Origin of the sequence: Rothia uropygioeca (assembly GCF_004136585.1) — a bacterium.
Lineage (GTDB): Bacteria > Actinomycetota > Actinomycetes > Actinomycetales > Micrococcaceae > Rothia.
This window is the reverse complement of the sequence record NZ_NOIR01000001.1, coordinates 518,776-535,269: the sequence shown is the minus strand read 5'-3', so window position 1 is coordinate 535,269 and position 16,494 is coordinate 518,776. Positions and strand designations below refer to the sequence as shown.

Genomic DNA, 16,494 nt, shown 5'->3' with positions numbered 1-16,494 from the left:
GACTCCAACAGGTCTCCGCGCGCCCGAGCCTTGCGCTTCTGTCCCGGTAACGAGAAGCGGCGCAAACATTCACGCGGTGGCGCCGATTCTCGCGCCGTACTTGCATGTCCGCCGGTCGCAATGCCGACGGTGCCAGATCATCATCTGGGGCACCCCGCTACGGGAGAGGGTTGCCGCCCAACCAGCCAGAGCTTGATCGTTGGGACTCTTGATCTTCTCCATCCGAGCGTATGCAAGCACCTGGTTCGCAGCCATCCTGTGAGCTTCTGTTACCCGCTTTTCGCAGTGTTACGTGGAACCGCGTCCGTACCCCAATCCAGCCACATCAGACATATTGCCCGCTTTCGCAAAGAAAACGGGCAATATGGGCCTGGATCAAAAGTAGGGGTTGATACGGCTATTGGCCTCGGAAGTTCGGTTTGCGCTTTTCCTGGAACGCCGTGAAACCCTCCGCGTAATCATCCGTCGAGCAGAGCCGTGCCTGTTCGGCGGATTCGGCGGCCATGGACTCCCACAGTCCAGCCCGTTCGTCGCGCAGTTGACTGATCAGTGATTTCGAGACCAAATATGCTTGGGTCGCCCCTTGGGCCACTTTTCGCACCCTCTGCATCGTAAAATCGAGCACGTCGTCCGCCGGTACGGACCGGGAAAACAGCCCTGCGGTGACCGCTTCGGAGCCACTCATCATCTCGCCCGTGTAAATCAGGTCGAGGGTCCGGTGCGCGCCCAACCGCTCGTAGAACAGTGCGTGGCCACCCGAGTCCAACGTTGCCCCAAGATTCGCGAAGGGGGAACCGATCTTGGCGTCCTCGGCCACGTAGACGACGTCGCTCGCGATCGCCAGGCCCAGCCCGACCCCCAGACACGCCCCGTGGACCGCGGCGAAGGTCGGAGCCGAGAATGCAGAAATTTGCCGAAACAAGGCCGTGGCCCGATTCCCGAGATACCCTTCGACGTCATCGTGGGCCGGATCGACCCCGGAGATGTCGCGGCCGGCGCAGAAACCCCGTCCTTCACCCCTCAGAACCAGCGCCCGGACTCCCGCATTCTCTGCCGCGCGGTAGGCCTCCGACAGTTCGGCAAGGTCTTCGGAATTCAGTGCATTGAGCTTCTTCGGTGCGTCGAGCACTATCTCGGCGATGTCGTCGGAGATGGTCAGATCAATCATGATCGGGATTCCTTTCCTCGCGCACTCCAGCGGTTACGCGTCGAAGTCAACTTCCAGACTGTCGGAGGTCGGCCGTGTTTGGCAGGTCAGAACGTAGCCCGATTCGACTTCGTCCTTCTCCAGCGCAAAGTTCTCTTCCATCGTAAAGTCGCCGGAAACCACCTTGGCCCGGCATGTTCCACACACGCCACCTGCACATGCGAACGGCACATCGGGCCGAACACGCAAAGCGGCATTCAGGACAGTCTCGTTGGCCGACTTGGGCGTGTCCACCTTTCCGGAGTTGCCATCCAAAGTGAAGCTGATCTGGAAATTTTCGCCCTCGGGGTCGACGGCGACCTCCCGGCCCTGCTGTCCCGCGGGTTTCTCCGGTTTCCCCGTACTGAACAATTCGAACCGCACCTTGTCCTCCGGGACGCCTCGTTCTTTCAGCGCGTCCCTGCACAACTGCACCAGCTCGAACGGCCCACACAAGAACCATTCGTTGACGGTCTCGACCTGCAGAACCCGATCCAGGAGTTCGTCGAGCTTCTCCGGGTCAATGCGACCGGACATCAACGGTGAAATGCGCTGCTCTCGGGACAGCACGTGATGGAGAGCCAGCCGTGACGGAAACTTATCCTTCAGGTCCCCCAGCTCCTCGGCGAACATCACGTCCATCGCGGATCTGTTGGCATAGACGACGTCGATGCTCGTGGTCGGCGAGGCCTTCATGAGCGATCGGGCGATCGCCATGATCGGCGTAATGCCCGAACCCGCGGCAATCGCCACGACGTGAGCACTCTTGTCCCGGCGCACTTCCTCACGGGCCAAGTCCTCCGGATGGTTCATCGAGGTCAACCGGGTTTTAGATGTGAAGGCTCCCTGAGGATTCATGACGTCGAGCTCATCCCCGACCGCCAATTCTTCATTGGCCCACGTCGAGAAGATCCCGCCCACGTCCTTCTTGATGGCGACGCGAATCTCTCCCGGACGAGGCTCGGCGCAGATCGAGTACGATCGACGCACTTCCTGTCCGCCGATCTGAGCACGTAGGGCTACGTATTGCCCTGGAAGATAGTCGTAATCATCCTCGAGCTCTTCCGGAACCCCGAAGGCCACCTCGACCGACTCCGAGGTCAGCTTCCGAAGCCCTGTAACGGGAAGGCGGTTGAACGTCGCGCGACGCCGGCCGTTACGTCCCGGAGACGTGTTCTCCTCCGCCCTTTCCATGGCGACGGCCTTGCGTTCGGTACTGGTTTGTGACATGTCAGTGAACCTTGAAGTAGTCGAAAGGCTCCAAACATTCGTTGCACACCCAAAGGGCCTTGCACGAGGTGGAGCCGAAGCGTGTCATCTCTCGGGTCTTGAGCGAGCCGCAATGCGGGCACTTGACCGAGAGGGTCAGGCGTACCGGCCCGCTGTTGTGACCGGGAGCGCTATTTCCCGTTGGTGGAGCGATTCCGTATTCGGACAGCTTTGCTTTGCCTTCATCGCTCATCCAGTCGGTCGTCCACGCCGGTCGCAGGACTTTTTCGATTCGGACCTCGGAGTATCCTGCCGCAGAAATGGTTGCCACGAGGTCATCGGCCATTGTTTCCATGGCCGGACACCCGGAATACGTGGGAGTGATAACCACGATGGCCTGCCCGTCCTCTACGTAAGCATCTCGGAGCACGCCCAGGTCGGCGAGCGTCAGAACGGGGATTTCCGGGTCACAGACGGTTGCCGCGAGGTCCCACAACGTAGCGTCCACGTCGCCAGAGGGGCGCCGTGAAGGACCTAGAGGAAGAGCCCGAGCCAACCCTGCGGATTCCTTGTCCGGCGCCGTATGAATGATCGGAGACATTGCAATCACCATCTTGCCCCGGGGTGCTGGCGGGCCAGGGACTGCATCTCGGCAAGGATGAACCCCCGATGTTCCGAATAGGAACCATCGCGCAACTCACGGGGCAACCGGGCCTGGGAGACTTTTGGTGCCTCCAGCTCGGCCTCGGCCAGGATCCCCTCGATGGCCTTCATGGAGGCCTCCTTGATCGAAGAGGGCCGCACGGCCACGCCTTCGAGCTGATCGATCAGCGCGTCGTCGGTGAACAACTCGTCAACGTACGGCCACAGGTATTCGAATCCGGCGGCTATACGACGTCGGGATTCTTCAGTGCCGAGACCCAAGCGCAGAACCCACTGCGATGCGTGATCCACGTGGTACTCGACCTCCTTGACCGCTTTGTCCGCGATCGCCGCCAAGGTCGCATCGGATGAGTCCTGAAGAGCGGAATACAACTCGTACTGATAGATCGAGAAGATGAGTTGACGCGCTATGGTCTGCCCGAAGTCGCCGTTCTCCTGTTCGACTAGTCGGCACGAGCGGAATTCCTCTTCACTTCGAAAATACGCGAGATCGTCCTCGCTCTTGTCCCACGCCGTGCCCGCGTACGTCAGCAGGAAGCGCGCGTGCCCGATCAGGTCCAAGGCGATGTTGGACAGCGCGATGTCCTCCTCGAGTTCGGGAGCCCGAGCGATCCACCAGCCGAGGCGCTGGGACAGGATCAGAGCGTCGTCGCCCAACCGCAACGCATACTGTGCGACAGGCTCGGCAGCTTGGGCTCCGGAATCGGCGATCGACTCGGTGCTGATGGACTCGCCGGCACTGATCTTGGTGGCCGATTCGTGCGATGCGAAGGTGCTCACAGGTGCTTCACCCCTTCGGACTTGGTGTAATACGTAGCGTGTCGATATGCCTTGCCTTGGGCCGACTCGAAATAGCCGCCCTTGGAATCGGGATCCGAAGCCGTGATTGCCTCGGCTTCGACAACCCACACGCTCGTTCCCTCATTCCGTCGTGTGTAGAGGTCACGCGCGTTCCGGACCGCCATGGTTGCATCGGGGGCATGCAACGAGCCCGCGTGAACGTGGGAAAGCCCTCGGGAGGACCGGACGAACACTTCCCAGAGCGGCCAGGCCGATTGCTGGTTTTCTTGGCTTTGCTCACTCATGCTCAGGCTCCAATCAGCTGGGCAGCGGGACGTTGCTGTGGTGTCGAGGCGGAGTCGGCATCCTCGTGCGCGGCTTCCACCGCACGGGCGGCCTGACGTTCGGCGTAGGCGGCCGCCGCTTCGCGGACCCATGCGCCGTTCTCGTGGGCTTCGCGACGTCGCTTCATTCGCTGCACGTTGCACGGCCCGTTGCCCTTGATCACGGACATGAACTCATCCCAGTCGAGCTCTCCGTAGTCATAGTGCCCTCGCTCTTCGTTCCACCGCAGGTCAGGATCGGGCAGCGTCAGGCCCAAAGCCTCGGCTTGAGGCACCATCATGTCGACGAAGCGCTGACGCAGCTCATCGTTGGTGAAGCGCTTGATATTCCACGCCATGGACTGCTGCGAGTTGGGAGATTCGTCATCCGGAGGCCCGAACATCTGCAGGGCCGGGCCGTAGAAACGGTCGACCGCGTCCTGTGCCATCTTCTTCTGCGCTTTTGTTCCGTGGGACAGTTCGTAGAGAATCTCCCAGCCCTGCCGCTGATGGAAAGATTCCTCCTTGCAGATGCGAACCATCGCGCGCCCATACGGGCCGTACGAGGCGCGGCACAGCGGAACCTGGTTGCATATTGCGGCGCCGTCCACGAGCCAACCGATGGCACCCATGTCGGCCCAGGTCCGTGCCGGGTAGTTGAAGATCGACGAATACTTGGCCCGGCCAGAGAGTAACTGGTCATTGAGGACCTGCCTCGGCGTCCCCAGGGTCTCGGCGGCTGAGTACAAATACAGGCCGTGGCCGGCCTCGTCTTGGACCTTGGCCATGAGAATTGACTTGCGCTTGAGGCTCGGGGCACGCGTAATCCAATTGGCTTCCGGCTGCATTCCAATGATCTCCGAATGCGCGTGCTGCGAGACCTGACGAGTCAAAGTCTTTCGGTATGCCTCGGGCATCCAGTCCCTCGGCTCGATGCGGGAGTCGTCCGCGATGAGCGCGTCGAAGCGTTCCTGCTCAGGGGCGACGGCGTCGTCGATGTGGGTCATGACGTCCTCCAATAAATAATAACCGAACGTTCGTTCAGGATATAGGCATGCGATGTGGTCGTCAACACACGATCGCCCCGGTTGACACACTGTCAATTTAACGATTCCCTACTGAACATTCGGTCATATAATGTGAGGAGAACAACATGCCAGATCATCCAATGCTGGCCAACGATCGGACCTCGGAGTGGTTGGGCATCCAGGTGCACCGCTCGGAGTACGGTCACGCGGTCATCAGCATGACGCTGCGGGAGGAGATGCTCAATGGATTTGGGATCGCCCACGGCGGCATGGTGTTTTCTCTGGCGGACACTTGTTTCGCCATGGCCTGCAATGACCCCACCGGCGATGGAAGCACCATTACCGTTGCCCAAGGGGCCCAAATCGACTTCGTCAAGTCCGGCCGGCCAGGCCAGGTCATGACTGCAGAAGCCATAGAGATAGCCCGCACCGGTCGTAGCGGTCTCTACGACGTCACGGTCACGGCTGACGACGAAGTCATCGCCCATTTCCGCGGACGCAGCCGGACCATCCCCCAACGTCAGAAAGCGTGAACCCCTTGACTACTTATTCCATCGAGAACCCTTATTCCCCCACAGCTTCGGCGGACCCCTCACAGCCTGACCCCGAAGAATTGATGAGCCGGGACGAAATCGAGTCCCTGCAATTCGAACGCCTCAGGTGGACACTGCACCATGCCTACGAGAACGTCCCGGCCTACCGGGATCTCTACGACGAGCACGGCGTGCATCCCGACGATTTCAAAGAACTCGGAGATCTCAGCAAGTTTCCATACACGGACAAGGAATTCCTGCGAAAGGCCTACCCCTTCGAGTCCTTCGCCGTACCGATGAGCGACATTCGCCGCATCCACGCTTCGTCCGGCACGACGGGCCTGCCAACCGTCGTCGGATACACCCAAGACGACCTCGACACATGGGCCGGCCTGGTCGCTCGATGCTTCCGGTTCTCGGGCGTCCAACCCGGCCAGAAAATCCACAACGCATACGGTTACGGCCTGTTCACCGGCGGCCTCGGGGCACACTACGGCGGAGAGAAGCTCGGTTGCGCAGTGATCCCGATGTCTGGCGGTCAGACCGAGAAACAAGTTCAGCTCATCCGCGACTTCGAGCCGGACGCGATTCTCGCGACTCCCACATACCTTCTGGCAATCGCTGACGGGTTTCGCAAGGCCGGGATCGATCCCCGCGATACCTCACTCAAGCGGGCTGTCCTCGGCGCCGAGCCGTGGACGGACGAGATGCGCCGCGAGATCGAGCGCACCTTCGACATCACCGCGTGCGACATCTATGGTCTCTCCGAAGTCATGGGACCCGGAGTTGCTGGGGAATCGGCCGTGACACGGGACGGCTCCCACATCTGGGAAGACCATTTCCGTCCCGAGATCATCGATCCCTTCGACGACCGCGTTTGCGAATTGGGAGAGCCCGGCGAGCTGGTCTTCACCGCGCTAACCAAACAGGCCCTTCCGATCATTCGCTACCGAACCCACGACCTCACCCGGTTGCTGCCCGGCACCGACCGTCCGGGGCACCGGCGCATGGGACGAATTACGGGCCGCTCGGATGACATGATCATTCTGCGTGGCGTGAACCTCTTCCCGACGCAGATCGAGGAGCTCGCGCTCAACCTCCCCGCGCTCGCACCTCATTTCACACTCGAAATCAGCCGTCCGAATCGCATGGATCAGATGACGGTCCACATCGAACGCCGTGAGGACGTCACTCATGAAGAGGCGGTCGAGGACGGCAAAACACTGTTGTCCGAAATCAAGACCAAGATCGGTTCGACGGCGCTGATCGACATCGCCGAACCGGGCACGTTGGCACGGTCGTCCGGGAAGATCCGTAGGGTCTACGACCACCGGAACAAGTAACCGGGCCGGGTTGCCGGATCTTCCGAGCTCTGTTCGTGCAGGTCCGTCCAGGGCCGGGTTGATCCGGTTTGTGTTCCCTCGAAGAGGGCTGACCGAGCTTCGGGACGGGTTGCTCCTTCAGAGACGTCCGCACTGAGACGGCACGACCCACTTATGCCGGAGGACCCTCCGCACGGGGCGGCGAGGCGGTAGCGTCGGGCCCGCCTCGTCGTCGGGTAATCTCGTGATGGACCCTGCAGAAAGCCGAGAAATCTATGCCCACTGTGCCCGCCACGAAAGACCAGGAAACCGGCGCGTCCGCTGCACCGAGCAACGGCGCACGACGAGGACGGCCCGGTTACGACCGTGAGAAGCTCATCTCGGTCTGTGTTCAGGTCTTCAACAAATACGGGTACGACACGACGTCCATGGGCACCCTCTCCGAAAACCTGGGGATCTCGAAGTCGGCGATCTACCACCATGTGAATTCCAAGGAAGAGATCCTCGAGGAGGCCTTGCTGAGAGCCCTCGACTCGCTTGAGAAGGCGATGGAGGACGTCCAGGCGACCGACGCTCGCGGCATCGACAAGCTCGAAGGCGTGATCCGGGGATCGATCCGCGTGCTCGTCGATCAGATGCCGTATGTGACCTTGCTCTTGCGCCTTCGCGGCAACTCACCCGTGGAGACTGCCGCTCTGGAACGACGTCGAAAGATCACCCGTACCGTGGAGAACCTGGTCCGCCAGGCACAGGAAGAGGGCGACCTCCGCGAGGACATCTCCGGCAAGTCGGCTCCACGGCTAATGCTCGGAATGATCAATTCGATCGTGGACTGGTACCAGCCGGAAGGCGAAGGAACCGTGGATATGCTCGCCGAGACCGCAGTCAAGATGGTTCTGGACGGTCTGCGGTCGTAGGTCCCGGGTGCGCTTTGGGTTTTCAGGAGTTCACGCTCCAGGCTTGCGCCAGACCTGACCGAGCGGACGGAACCTGCGCCTGCCCCCCTGAGAGCTGCACTCTCGCGGATAACCCCTGCAGAATACCCGTGTTGTGTTTCTGAAGTCTTTGGACGTTTAGCTTTCATTCAGGATCTGACCGATGGTTTTCATCGGACAAGGTGCCGACATTCTTTTTGTGGGCTCCCTTGAGGCAACAGATCGACGCTGTGGGCGTCGGAGGACGAGATTGGGTACGGTGAGTCCCATCATCGCGCCGGATGATCTTCCGTCCGATGCTTTCAACCTAGGCCTGGGCCTAGGGGGGGCATTGCCCGGTGTTCGAGAAGGTCCATTCCACTTACTTACGCTTCACTGGAACCTTGTAGATGGCGCCCGTGGTCACTCCTTCTTCGAGAACTTCGAGCGAACGGCCACGTGTTTCCGGGACCTGGGTCCGAACGAAGATGAGCGCAAGGACGCCTACACCGAAGAACAAGAAGAAGACCGTGGACATCCCGAGGTTGTCAATCAACGACGGGAAGGTAAGCGAGAGAACACCGTTACTCATCCAGCCGCAGAAGACAGCCAGGCCGTTGGCGACACCTCGCATATGAAGAGGGAAGACCTCCGCGAGATAGACCCACACAGCAACATTGAGAAAGGTCTGCATGGAGGCCACAAAACCCACGATCAACACGAGCAGAATCCACGGCTTGATGGCATTGCCTTCCGGAATGATCATCGACGCAATCCCGATGAGGAGGTGAAACACGGTGGTCAGAGAGATGCCAAGCGTAAAAGTGGTTCGACGATCCACGCGATCCATCATGTAAAGCGCGGTGAATCCCCCGATCACCGCAACGATGCCCGGTGCAATATTGGCGATCAATGCTGCGTTTTCCCCGAAGCCGGATTGGATCAGCACGATCTGCCCATAAAACATGATCGTGTCGATACCGGTGATCCTTTGCATGATGGCCACACCGATACCGACCAAGAGTATACGGAAGAGCCATTTATTCTTGAGGATGGCACCGAGACCTGTGCGCCGGTGTTTCTCGTCCTGTGCGGTGGTCTGAACGTCTTCCAGCTCAATTTCCGCCCGACTTTCGGGTCGAACCGATCGGAGCACCTCCAGGGCTTGGTCTCTCCGACCGTTCTCAACCAACCACCGTGGGGATTCCGGCATACGGAGCATGCCAACGAATAGACAGACCGCAGGTATGGCACTAATGGCAAACATCAGGCGCCATATGCCGTCTAGATGGCCGAGCGTGCTCCCCAAAATCGCGTTGATCACGAAAGCAGAAAGCTGACCGATCACAATGGCCACCTCGTTCCGCCCAGCAATCGACCCTCGAATCTCAAAGGGAGCGAGTTCGGCCAAGAACACCGGAACCACGGTTGACGCGCCACCGACACCGAGTCCGAGGAAGATCCTGCCGAGCACCAGTAACGCGAGATTCGGCGTTGCGACCACCAAAACCGACCCGGCAAAGAAGAGCACGGACAAGGTGATGATCGCTATGCGACGACCCTTCGCATCGGCCAACCGACCGCCGAAGAAGGCTCCGAATGCGGCGGCGAACACCAATGCGCTGGTGGCGATTCCCTCCGTGATCGACGTCAGCCCGAGCTCCGCTGACATCGGCCGGAGGGCCCCGTTGATCACCCCTGTGTCGTATCCGTAAAGCAGGCCACCGAAGCAGGCCACCGTGGAGATGAGGCCGAGCCTCTTGCGATATGGCCCAGGAGTTAACGGTGGGAGAGTCCGCGAAGACGAAGGATCCTGATCGATTGACATAACTGTCCTTACACGTGGAGAAGATCGGACGTGGGATGGGGCCTCAGCGACGCTGCCGTGGCTTAGTCAGGACCTACTCATGGCCCGGTTGTCGCGGCGGAGTCGCGCCGAGGTCAGGCACTGGGGCTGACCCCAGATGTACCTCCATGTCGTCAAAGCTGGGTGGCTGTGCACGAGCCGTGACCGGTTGATCGAGGTAGAACACGGCGGTTGAGGATATGTCGTCGTGCAGAGGCAGGTACCGCCACCCGCTTCTCCATCCCAGAGCTTGAATGTCCACACTGATGTCCCGGTGAAAATAGATCGGGTCCTGTATATGCCACCGGTACATGCCGAAGCGCTGTTGGCTCGCGTAAAGCCCGTCGGGACGGATCACCTGAGGCATCCCGAGGTACGGCGTCGAAAAAGCGGTATATCCCTGGCCCGGGACGTCGAAGTTCCACGCTCCACCGAAATAGTCTTCGGTACCGGTGCCACAGATGGTGGGGAAATCACGGTCTCCGTCGAGATAAAACTTGATTTCGCCTTCGCCCCACCAGCCACTCGAATTGCTTCCCCACGCGATGTAGGTACCGGCGTAGTGACCGGCGCCTTCCACTCCCTCGAGTATGGTGTGGGTCGTTTTCTCGGCCAGAGGATTGCTGCGCCGCCACTGAGCGTGGAAGTACGCTTCTTCCGAATAGTCCCCACCGATTTCGTAGGTCACTTGGTAATAGACCGTCACGGTGACCTCGGAGGTGTTTTCGAGCGCGAGGCGGGCGGATTCCTTGAAAGGCATAGGCCAGTAGGCGTTGAATCCACCCTGCGGATTGGAAGTCACGGGGAGGGAATTCACCTGCGAAAACTCTCCCCATCCGTTGCAGAAGAAGTCACCGTAGGGAACCTCGACCGCGGGCTCGATGGCGCCGTCCCAGAAGGCCCGGAAGATCAACGTACGCCAGTGATCGCTGTGCGTTGTGAGCCAGATGTGCGTTATGCAGCCGGGCTCAGAAATTCTCGCCAGATCCACGGTGTGCCCCGGAGCTATGTCGATGCTGGGCGAAACTTTCCATCCCTGACCAAGATCCCTCGAGGCAGCAGCGCCGGTACCCTCCGTGGCTCGACCTCCGCCACCGGGAGCGCCGTCAAAATTTTCCGGACTGATTGATCGCGTCGAGATTGTTCGATTGAGCTGGGAGATGGCGGCTAGATAGGTACCCATGTCGGTAACCACGCTTCCTTGAACGAGAATACTCACTGAGAAATCGATTACCGACACCATATGTGCCAGATCACGGAGGGTCAATAGGTTTTTTCGAAAGACAAGGCGTCCTTCTCAGGTGCCATGAGTAAACGATTTATCACAAAGTGACAAGAGGCAGTAGCGAGTCGATCTCCCCTCGAACTCTTTCTAGCGATCGACGGCAGGTCCACCCGCGGTCGACTCGCGTACGATCACCTTGGCGCGCAATAGGGTGGTGCGCGGCATCTCTGCAGGGTTTGAGATGCGGTTGATCAGCATCTCTGCGGAGAGCCGGCCCGTTTCCCGAATAGGTTGTTGAATCACGGAAATGGACGGACTTACGAGTCGGGTCCAAATATCGTCGTCCGTCGAGAGCAGAGCCGGCGCATCCGCCACTCCTCGCACAGACTGGAACGCGCCCGCCGACATCCGATTATTTGTGACGAAGACGCAGTCGACCTCTGCCTCTTTCAGGATCTCGGTCATCGCGTCAGCCCCGGATCCAATATGCAGGTCCCCCCGATAGAGGACCGGCTCCCTGGCGATCGGGCCGGCATCGCCCGATGAAACCCCTCCAGACCATGCCTGGAAGAAACCTGTGACACGATCTTCGGTCGCCGAAAGGGTGCTCGGACCTGTAATGCATGCGGGCTTGCGAAATCCACGTTCCCGCAAATGCATTGCCGCTCTTCTCCCTGCATCCACGTTGTCCGTTGCAACGCAATCCACCTCAAAATCGGGGAGGCGGCGATCCACGAGTACTACCGGGATGCCCGCATCCGTCAGAGGCTTAAGACCTGAACGGCTTTCGTCAGAGGGAATCGCGATCACTCCGGCCATCTTTCGGGCAATGATTTGCCCGAGATACAAGCGCTCTTGTTCGGGATCGTTGTCCGCATGGCACAACATCACAGAGTATCCGGCTCCCCGCACAACCGCCTCGACCTCGCTGACCACCTGGGTGAAATACGGGTTGTCGGCATCGGGAATCATGACCGCAATCTGCGAACTATTCCGAGCCCGCAGTGACCGACCGGCGACATTCGGAACATATCCCGTTGCTTCCACAGCCTCGCGTACCCGCCGGACGAGGATCTTGTCGACGTTAGCGGCACCATTCATGACTCGCGAGACCGTGGCCGATGAAACCCCTGCCCGGCTTGCGACGTCACGAATAGTCGGCTCCGACCGGGGCATATGTACTCCGAACATTCTGGTTATGGTCATGCCGTCTCCGCGATTCGGCCACGGCGAGTTTCCTCACGAATGGGACCGAGATACTTCGTGTCCCACCTGCCCATAATAATCAGGCGACGTTGACCTCACCACACAGGTGAACCGTCACACCAATGCGCGCAAAGAAAGATGCTTTTGCCGTCAGTGCACGATCAGCCGTGTCGGCGTCATCCCCATAGACCACCTGAACGTGATTGGCCTTGTGTCGAGCCATGAACTGGTTTCGGTCAACTCCGTGTAAGACGACGTTGGCTATGGGCCACTCTGGGTTCGTTGACTCCTTACGTCGCCGCGTTTCGTCGGCCGGAAGATCAACAACGCTCCCCCGCCCGATATCAATATGCAGGCCACCATCTTCGATGTAGACCCTAGACCACACGATTTCCCCGGGCTTGGAAACGCCATTGATTGTGGATCCTCCCGCCGGGAAGAAGACAGGGTTTTGGCGCCACCCCTCGGCGTTGTGATATCCCTCCGGCAGGTGAGAAGGGGGAACCGATCCGGAGATCTCGTAAATCCAGACATATTGTCCCTCGTGCTCACCGCCCCATCGGACGTCATGCAATGTCGTTGCGGGATCCATCCCCATGGCGCTCCAGATGCGATTGGTCACGAGGGCATCCACAGCCACGCCCTCGTCCACTTCGTTAAAGTTGGGCAGGGCTTTGCCCTCCCACAGGACTCGAGAACCATCGCGACTTGTCACCGGGGGCCGGTACTCGTTATTGAGGAGCCCCTCCACAAGGTCCGAAGCCGGGCACACGTCTTTGAGCCCTTGTTGGTATTGGATTCCCACGGCGTCCAGCCCAAAGTCGTCGGCGATGCGCAGCGCAGCGATGTACATCTTGTACTGCAGACGCAGCTGGCCCTCCGTGAGTTCGGTGGCCTCATCGTCGCCGAGCCGAAAAGTCATGCCCTCGTCGATAAGCCAGCGGCCAATCGCATTTGCCTCCTCATCAGATACGGTCTGCATTTCCGCCCACAGGGCTGATTGAGATAACCGTTCCTTGTACATACCTATCTGGTTGAGCAACGCGTCGTCGAAAATGGCGTTATACATGCCCATGCACCCCTCGTCGAAGATGCCCATGATGGCCTTGTCGGCAAGGAGTTGATCACCCAGTGCCTCCCCCAATCTCTTCTCTTCGCTATCCACGAGCTCGGGGAGATCGCGGACATGCGATGCATCGTGCGTGACGCTCCCCGTATCAAGCCACTCGTGGACACCGCTTCGGAACCAATCATCCGTACCATCGACAGTCCACATCGTGGAGTATTCAGTCCCCATCTTTGTCAGACTCGCGTTGAGGTTAAGCAGGCCCACCAGGCCCGGCCACTCGGGGGCAAAATTTGCGACGGTGAGAATCGGACCTCGGTGTGTGCGCAAGCCCGCGAGGACGTGGTGGCTGTACTGCCAATTAGCGGTAGCGACGATGAGCGGCGCATCCGGAGGTATGTCCTTGAAAACTTCAATCCCCATCCGCTGAGAACGGATAAACCCGTGTCTGCGCTCTTCGTCCGGCCTAAATCCGCGTTGAATCGACCATCCCGATTCTTGGACAACATCGGTCACGATTCGTTCAAGCTCCTGCTGAGCTGGCCAGCTCGCGGTGTTGGCACTTTCCCGTAGGTCACCGCTAGGAATAAGGATCACGGTGCGAGCGGGCGTAGTCGCGGCGGACGAGAGCTTTGGGAACCTGTAGTCGCTCTGAAATTGGTCAGTCATGAATGCTCCTTGATCCGCGGTGACTCTTCGTAACGTCGAAATGTACAACGCTGTGAGATAACGATTACTTGCCAGAACCGTATGCTCACCTGAAGCCCATGTCAACGAAACATCGGTTTTTCTTGCAACCAAATCGGCCTATACTCCTGGTATTTCAGGGGTTTGGTGCGTGGTCGGGATGTTTTTAGGCGATAGCAACTCTTGCCACCCCCGCGTGAGCCCAACTACTCTGTGGTGAAATCAATAAATCGATTTCCTATTCATGGGCACGACACTATGAGGCGAGCCACCTTAGGCCATCCTGTTCCCTCGCTCTCCCGTACAAGCCCAACGGCGCCGGCACGACTGACCCACGCCCCACAAGCACAGTTCCCAGTATTCGCCAGGTAAGCCCTCGAGAAAGGCGTCCATCGTGAGATTCAGAAACAGACTCATTAACACCAAGGTGGTTTTCATCTTGGGCGCCTTGGGCGCTCTTCTCTTCGGTTACGACAACGGGATTGTTGCCGGAGCCATTCTTTTCATACCTGATGAGATCCCGCTGACGCCATTGATCGAGGGGATGGTCGTCAGCTCGGCCGTGATTGGCGCCATGATTGGTGCAATTTCCAGCGGGCCTGTTGCGGATCGCATTGGCCGCCAACGCGTTCTCCTGGCGGCCTCGGTGGTATTCCTGATTGGTGCCGAGGGATCAGGTTTTGCACCTACTGCCGCCGTTCTCGTGACCTCTCGACTCATCCTCGGGCTCGGAATTGGCATCTCATCCGTGGTGGTTCCTCTCTACCTGGCCGAGATGGCTCCCGCGGATAAACGCGGCATTGCAACCTCAATGAATCAATACATGGTCATCATCGGCACAGGGGTTGCTGGCGGTGTCGCGTTTACTTTGTCCTTCAGCGGATCCTGGCGTTGGATGCTCGTGATCGGCGTTTTCCCTGCCCTTGTACTTCTCGGCGGAATGCTTTTGATGCCGGACACACCGCGCTCCCTGGTCCGCCGCGGAGACCCGGAGATGGCCAGGTCGGTTTTGCATCGTTTGCGCGAGAATCCCGAGGAAGCCGAAGAGGAATTCGCAGAGATCACGGAATTGGCCAACGATGACCCGGATCAGCAGGCCTCTCCGGCTGATCCTTCCAACGCCGCGTTGGCTCGGGCCAAAGGACCCGGCAAGTTCAGTGAACGATGGGTCAAAAGGCTCTTGGTGGTAGGGGTGCTTCTAGCGGTATTCCAGCAAGTCACGGGCATAAATGCAGTGGTCTACTACTCTCCAACCGTGCTCACAGATCTCGGACTGACACCCACACAATCGCTGTTGTTCTCATTCCTCAACGGCATTCTGAACATCGTGACCATCGCAGTCACGGTTCAGCTCAAAATCGTGGATCGTCGAGGCCGCAAACCCATGTTGCTGGCTGGTTTGGCGGGGCTAGTCATTAGCACGGCAGCCATCGGACTGGTGACCATCTTTGGCGCGCCGGGTACAGCCACTCAGATCGTGGTCACGATTCTTGCATTCGTCGTCTTCACCAACGTCTTCTCGGCAACCTGGGGCCCGGTGCTTTGGGTCATGCTCGCAGAGATCTTTCCGTTGCGGATCCGCGGATTCGCCATGGGCATCGCAACACTTTTCAATTGGCTGGCGGCGTTCGCCGTATCTCAAGCCTTTCCGATCCTTCAACACGGAATCGGGGCCGGCCCGATCATGATCGCATTCGCGATCATTGGCGTGATCATCATGCCCATCGTGGCGCGCTGGGTTCCGGAGACAATGGACCGAAGCTTGGAGGAACTCGAAAACGACTTTCGAACGGGAGCGACACCGATAGTGGATCGGTAACCCCAAGAACACATGAGAACGCAAACCAGCCGAGCTGGCGCCACGTGGCCCGAAATCGGCGAATCTCAATCTCAGCTGCCTTCCGGAATACCCGCGACGAAATCGCCAGGGAACGCGCCCGGGCAGTGAAAGAGCTCATCGTTCTGCTGCGCGTCACTGATTTCGATGCTGACGCCCTTCGACCTCTCGAAGCTCGCAAGATTGCCGAGACCGCACACTGGGGCACCAGGGAGGAATCCCTCGCCTGCACCCGCCCGGTGGGTGCAGGGCCATGTTCCAAGAGTTCGATGCGCTGGTGGCCAAGGATGATCGTTGCTGCGTGGATACTGGGGCCGGGCACTCCCGTCGTCGCAACCGTAACGGTCTCATTCAGATCAAATCTGCGCTCGAGGGTAAAGCCAAGGCCGTCGCACCACATCGACAACGCGATATCCACGTCGGGGTCGGCTAGTCCAACATGATCCACTTCGGAAACGATAGGCGTGTTCAGCCCACGATTCTGACCCATTCCACTGATGGATGTGAGGTCCTCATAAACCTCAGCTCAATTGGTCGACCAGGGGATAAGGATTCGGGGCAGAGAGCATCCGGAGCCTACGCTTCAATTGGCTGGAGGTTGGCCTCAAAGCTCGACGATGCCCCCCGAAGACGTCTCCGGCAAGCCGGCTCCGCGACTGGTTCTCGGAA

15 protein-coding genes and 1 riboswitch are annotated in these 16,494 nt (G+C 59.3%); of the genes, 4 read left to right on the top strand and 11 right to left on the bottom strand.

Annotated features, from left to right (window positions below; genetic code table 11):
- Positions 1–91 precede the first annotated feature (91 nt).
- Positions 92–214: riboswitch (SAM riboswitch) on the bottom strand.
- A 183-nt stretch (positions 215–397) separates the two neighbouring features.
- Genes EWR20_RS02330 through paaA form a run of 6 tightly spaced genes read right to left on the bottom strand, consistent with a single transcriptional unit; the run spans position 398 to position 5,168 of the window.
- Positions 398–1,168 (bottom strand): enoyl-CoA hydratase/isomerase family protein, encoded by a 771-nt coding sequence (locus EWR20_RS02330; RefSeq protein ID WP_129358616.1) that lies wholly within the window; start codon positions 1,166–1,168, stop codon positions 398–400.
- A 33-nt stretch (positions 1,169–1,201) separates the two neighbouring features.
- Positions 1,202–2,380 (bottom strand): 1,2-phenylacetyl-CoA epoxidase subunit PaaE, encoded by a 1,179-nt coding sequence (paaE, locus tag EWR20_RS02325; RefSeq protein WP_238147569.1) that lies wholly within the window; start codon positions 2,378–2,380, stop codon positions 1,202–1,204.
- A gap of 37 nt (positions 2,381–2,417) precedes the next feature.
- A complete protein-coding gene (gene paaD / locus EWR20_RS02320; protein WP_129358612.1) occupies positions 2,418–2,996 on the bottom strand; it encodes a 1,2-phenylacetyl-CoA epoxidase subunit PaaD in 579 nt (192 codons plus the stop codon).
- A gap of 5 nt (positions 2,997–3,001) precedes the next feature.
- The gene (paaC, locus tag EWR20_RS02315) at positions 3,002–3,838 is read right to left on the bottom strand and encodes a 1,2-phenylacetyl-CoA epoxidase subunit PaaC (RefSeq protein ID WP_129358610.1); all 837 of its coding nucleotides are present in this window, start codon (positions 3,836–3,838) and stop codon (positions 3,002–3,004) included.
- Positions 3,835–4,143 (bottom strand): 1,2-phenylacetyl-CoA epoxidase subunit PaaB, encoded by a 309-nt coding sequence (gene paaB / locus EWR20_RS02310; RefSeq protein ID WP_129358608.1) that lies wholly within the window; start codon positions 4,141–4,143, stop codon positions 3,835–3,837. Before paaB ends, paaC begins: the two co-directional genes overlap by 4 nt.
- A gap of 2 nt (positions 4,144–4,145) precedes the next feature.
- A complete protein-coding gene (gene paaA / locus EWR20_RS02305) occupies positions 4,146–5,168 on the bottom strand; it encodes a 1,2-phenylacetyl-CoA epoxidase subunit PaaA (protein ID WP_129358606.1) in 1,023 nt (340 codons plus the stop codon).
- A gap of 146 nt (positions 5,169–5,314) precedes the next feature.
- Here paaA and paaI point away from each other — a divergent pair, with 146 nt between their 5' ends.
- From paaI to EWR20_RS02290, 3 genes are all read left to right on the top strand, one after another.
- Positions 5,315–5,722, top strand: a complete 408-nt coding sequence (paaI, locus tag EWR20_RS02300; protein ID WP_129358604.1) for a hydroxyphenylacetyl-CoA thioesterase PaaI — start codon at positions 5,315–5,317, stop codon at positions 5,720–5,722.
- 5 nt (positions 5,723–5,727) lie between these two features.
- Positions 5,728–7,065: a phenylacetate--CoA ligase family protein gene (locus EWR20_RS02295; RefSeq protein ID WP_178945334.1), complete on the top strand. Its 1,338-nt coding sequence runs from the start codon at positions 5,728–5,730 to the stop codon at positions 7,063–7,065.
- A gap of 254 nt (positions 7,066–7,319) precedes the next feature.
- A complete protein-coding gene (locus EWR20_RS02290) occupies positions 7,320–7,961 on the top strand; it encodes a TetR/AcrR family transcriptional regulator (RefSeq protein WP_129358600.1) in 642 nt (213 codons plus the stop codon).
- A gap of 379 nt (positions 7,962–8,340) precedes the next feature.
- Here the strand turns inward: EWR20_RS02290 and EWR20_RS02285 are convergent, their stop codons facing one another.
- The 4 genes from EWR20_RS02285 to EWR20_RS02270 all read right to left on the bottom strand — a co-directional run bounded on the left by EWR20_RS02285 (position 8,341) and on the right by EWR20_RS02270 (position 13,970).
- Positions 8,341–9,786: a sugar porter family MFS transporter gene (locus EWR20_RS02285; RefSeq protein ID WP_129358598.1), complete on the bottom strand. Its 1,446-nt coding sequence runs from the start codon at positions 9,784–9,786 to the stop codon at positions 8,341–8,343.
- 73 nt (positions 9,787–9,859) lie between these two features.
- The gene (locus EWR20_RS02280) at positions 9,860–10,987 is read right to left on the bottom strand and encodes a glycoside hydrolase family 172 protein (protein ID WP_129358596.1); all 1,128 of its coding nucleotides are present in this window, start codon (positions 10,985–10,987) and stop codon (positions 9,860–9,862) included.
- 189 nt (positions 10,988–11,176) lie between these two features.
- A complete protein-coding gene (locus EWR20_RS02275) occupies positions 11,177–12,235 on the bottom strand; it encodes a LacI family DNA-binding transcriptional regulator (RefSeq protein ID WP_129358594.1) in 1,059 nt (352 codons plus the stop codon).
- A 79-nt stretch (positions 12,236–12,314) separates the two neighbouring features.
- Positions 12,315–13,970, bottom strand: coding sequence for a fucose isomerase (locus EWR20_RS02270; RefSeq protein WP_129358592.1), 1,656 nt, complete (start codon positions 13,968–13,970; stop codon positions 12,315–12,317).
- Positions 13,971–14,382: 412 nt separating this feature from the next.
- Here EWR20_RS02270 and EWR20_RS02265 point away from each other — a divergent pair, with 412 nt between their 5' ends.
- Positions 14,383–15,807, top strand: coding sequence for a sugar porter family MFS transporter (locus EWR20_RS02265; RefSeq protein WP_165000929.1), 1,425 nt, complete (start codon positions 14,383–14,385; stop codon positions 15,805–15,807).
- On the opposite strand, the gene EWR20_RS13100 is transcribed toward EWR20_RS02265, so the two are convergent.
- Positions 15,704–16,225: a hypothetical protein gene (locus EWR20_RS13100; protein ID WP_366150734.1), complete on the bottom strand. Its 522-nt coding sequence runs from the start codon at positions 16,223–16,225 to the stop codon at positions 15,704–15,706. The genes EWR20_RS02265 and EWR20_RS13100 overlap by 104 nt on opposite strands.
- Positions 16,226–16,494 lie beyond the last annotated feature (269 nt).

Bases quoted from the DNA above. Each gene is read 5' to 3' on its own strand.
- paaD (WP_129358612.1), bottom strand. From the start codon at position 2,996: ATGTCTCCGATCATTCATACGGCGCCGGACAAGGAATCCGCAGGGTTG.
- EWR20_RS02280 (WP_129358596.1), bottom strand. From the start codon at position 10,987: ATGGGTACCTATCTAGCCGCCATCTCCCAGCTCAATCGAACAATCTCG.
- EWR20_RS02285 (WP_129358598.1), bottom strand. From the start codon at position 9,786: ATGTCAATCGATCAGGATCCTTCGTCTTCGCGGACTCTCCCACCGTTA.
- EWR20_RS02330 (WP_129358616.1), bottom strand. From the start codon at position 1,168: ATGATTGATCTGACCATCTCCGACGACATCGCCGAGATAGTGCTCGAC.
- paaB (WP_129358608.1), bottom strand. From the start codon at position 4,143: ATGAGTGAGCAAAGCCAAGAAAACCAGCAATCGGCCTGGCCGCTCTGG.
- EWR20_RS02275 (WP_129358594.1), bottom strand. From the start codon at position 12,235: ATGACCATAACCAGAATGTTCGGAGTACATATGCCCCGGTCGGAGCCG.
- EWR20_RS02270 (WP_129358592.1), bottom strand. From the start codon at position 13,970: ATGACTGACCAATTTCAGAGCGACTACAGGTTCCCAAAGCTCTCGTCC.
- paaE (WP_238147569.1), bottom strand. From the start codon at position 2,380: ATGGAAAGGGCGGAGGAGAACACGTCTCCGGGACGTAACGGCCGGCGT.
- EWR20_RS02290 (WP_129358600.1), top strand. From the start codon at position 7,320: ATGCCCACTGTGCCCGCCACGAAAGACCAGGAAACCGGCGCGTCCGCT.
- paaI (WP_129358604.1), top strand. From the start codon at position 5,315: ATGCCAGATCATCCAATGCTGGCCAACGATCGGACCTCGGAGTGGTTG.
- paaA (WP_129358606.1), bottom strand. From the start codon at position 5,168: ATGACCCACATCGACGACGCCGTCGCCCCTGAGCAGGAACGCTTCGAC.
- EWR20_RS13100 (WP_366150734.1), bottom strand. From the start codon at position 16,225: ATGTGGTGCGACGGCCTTGGCTTTACCCTCGAGCGCAGATTTGATCTG.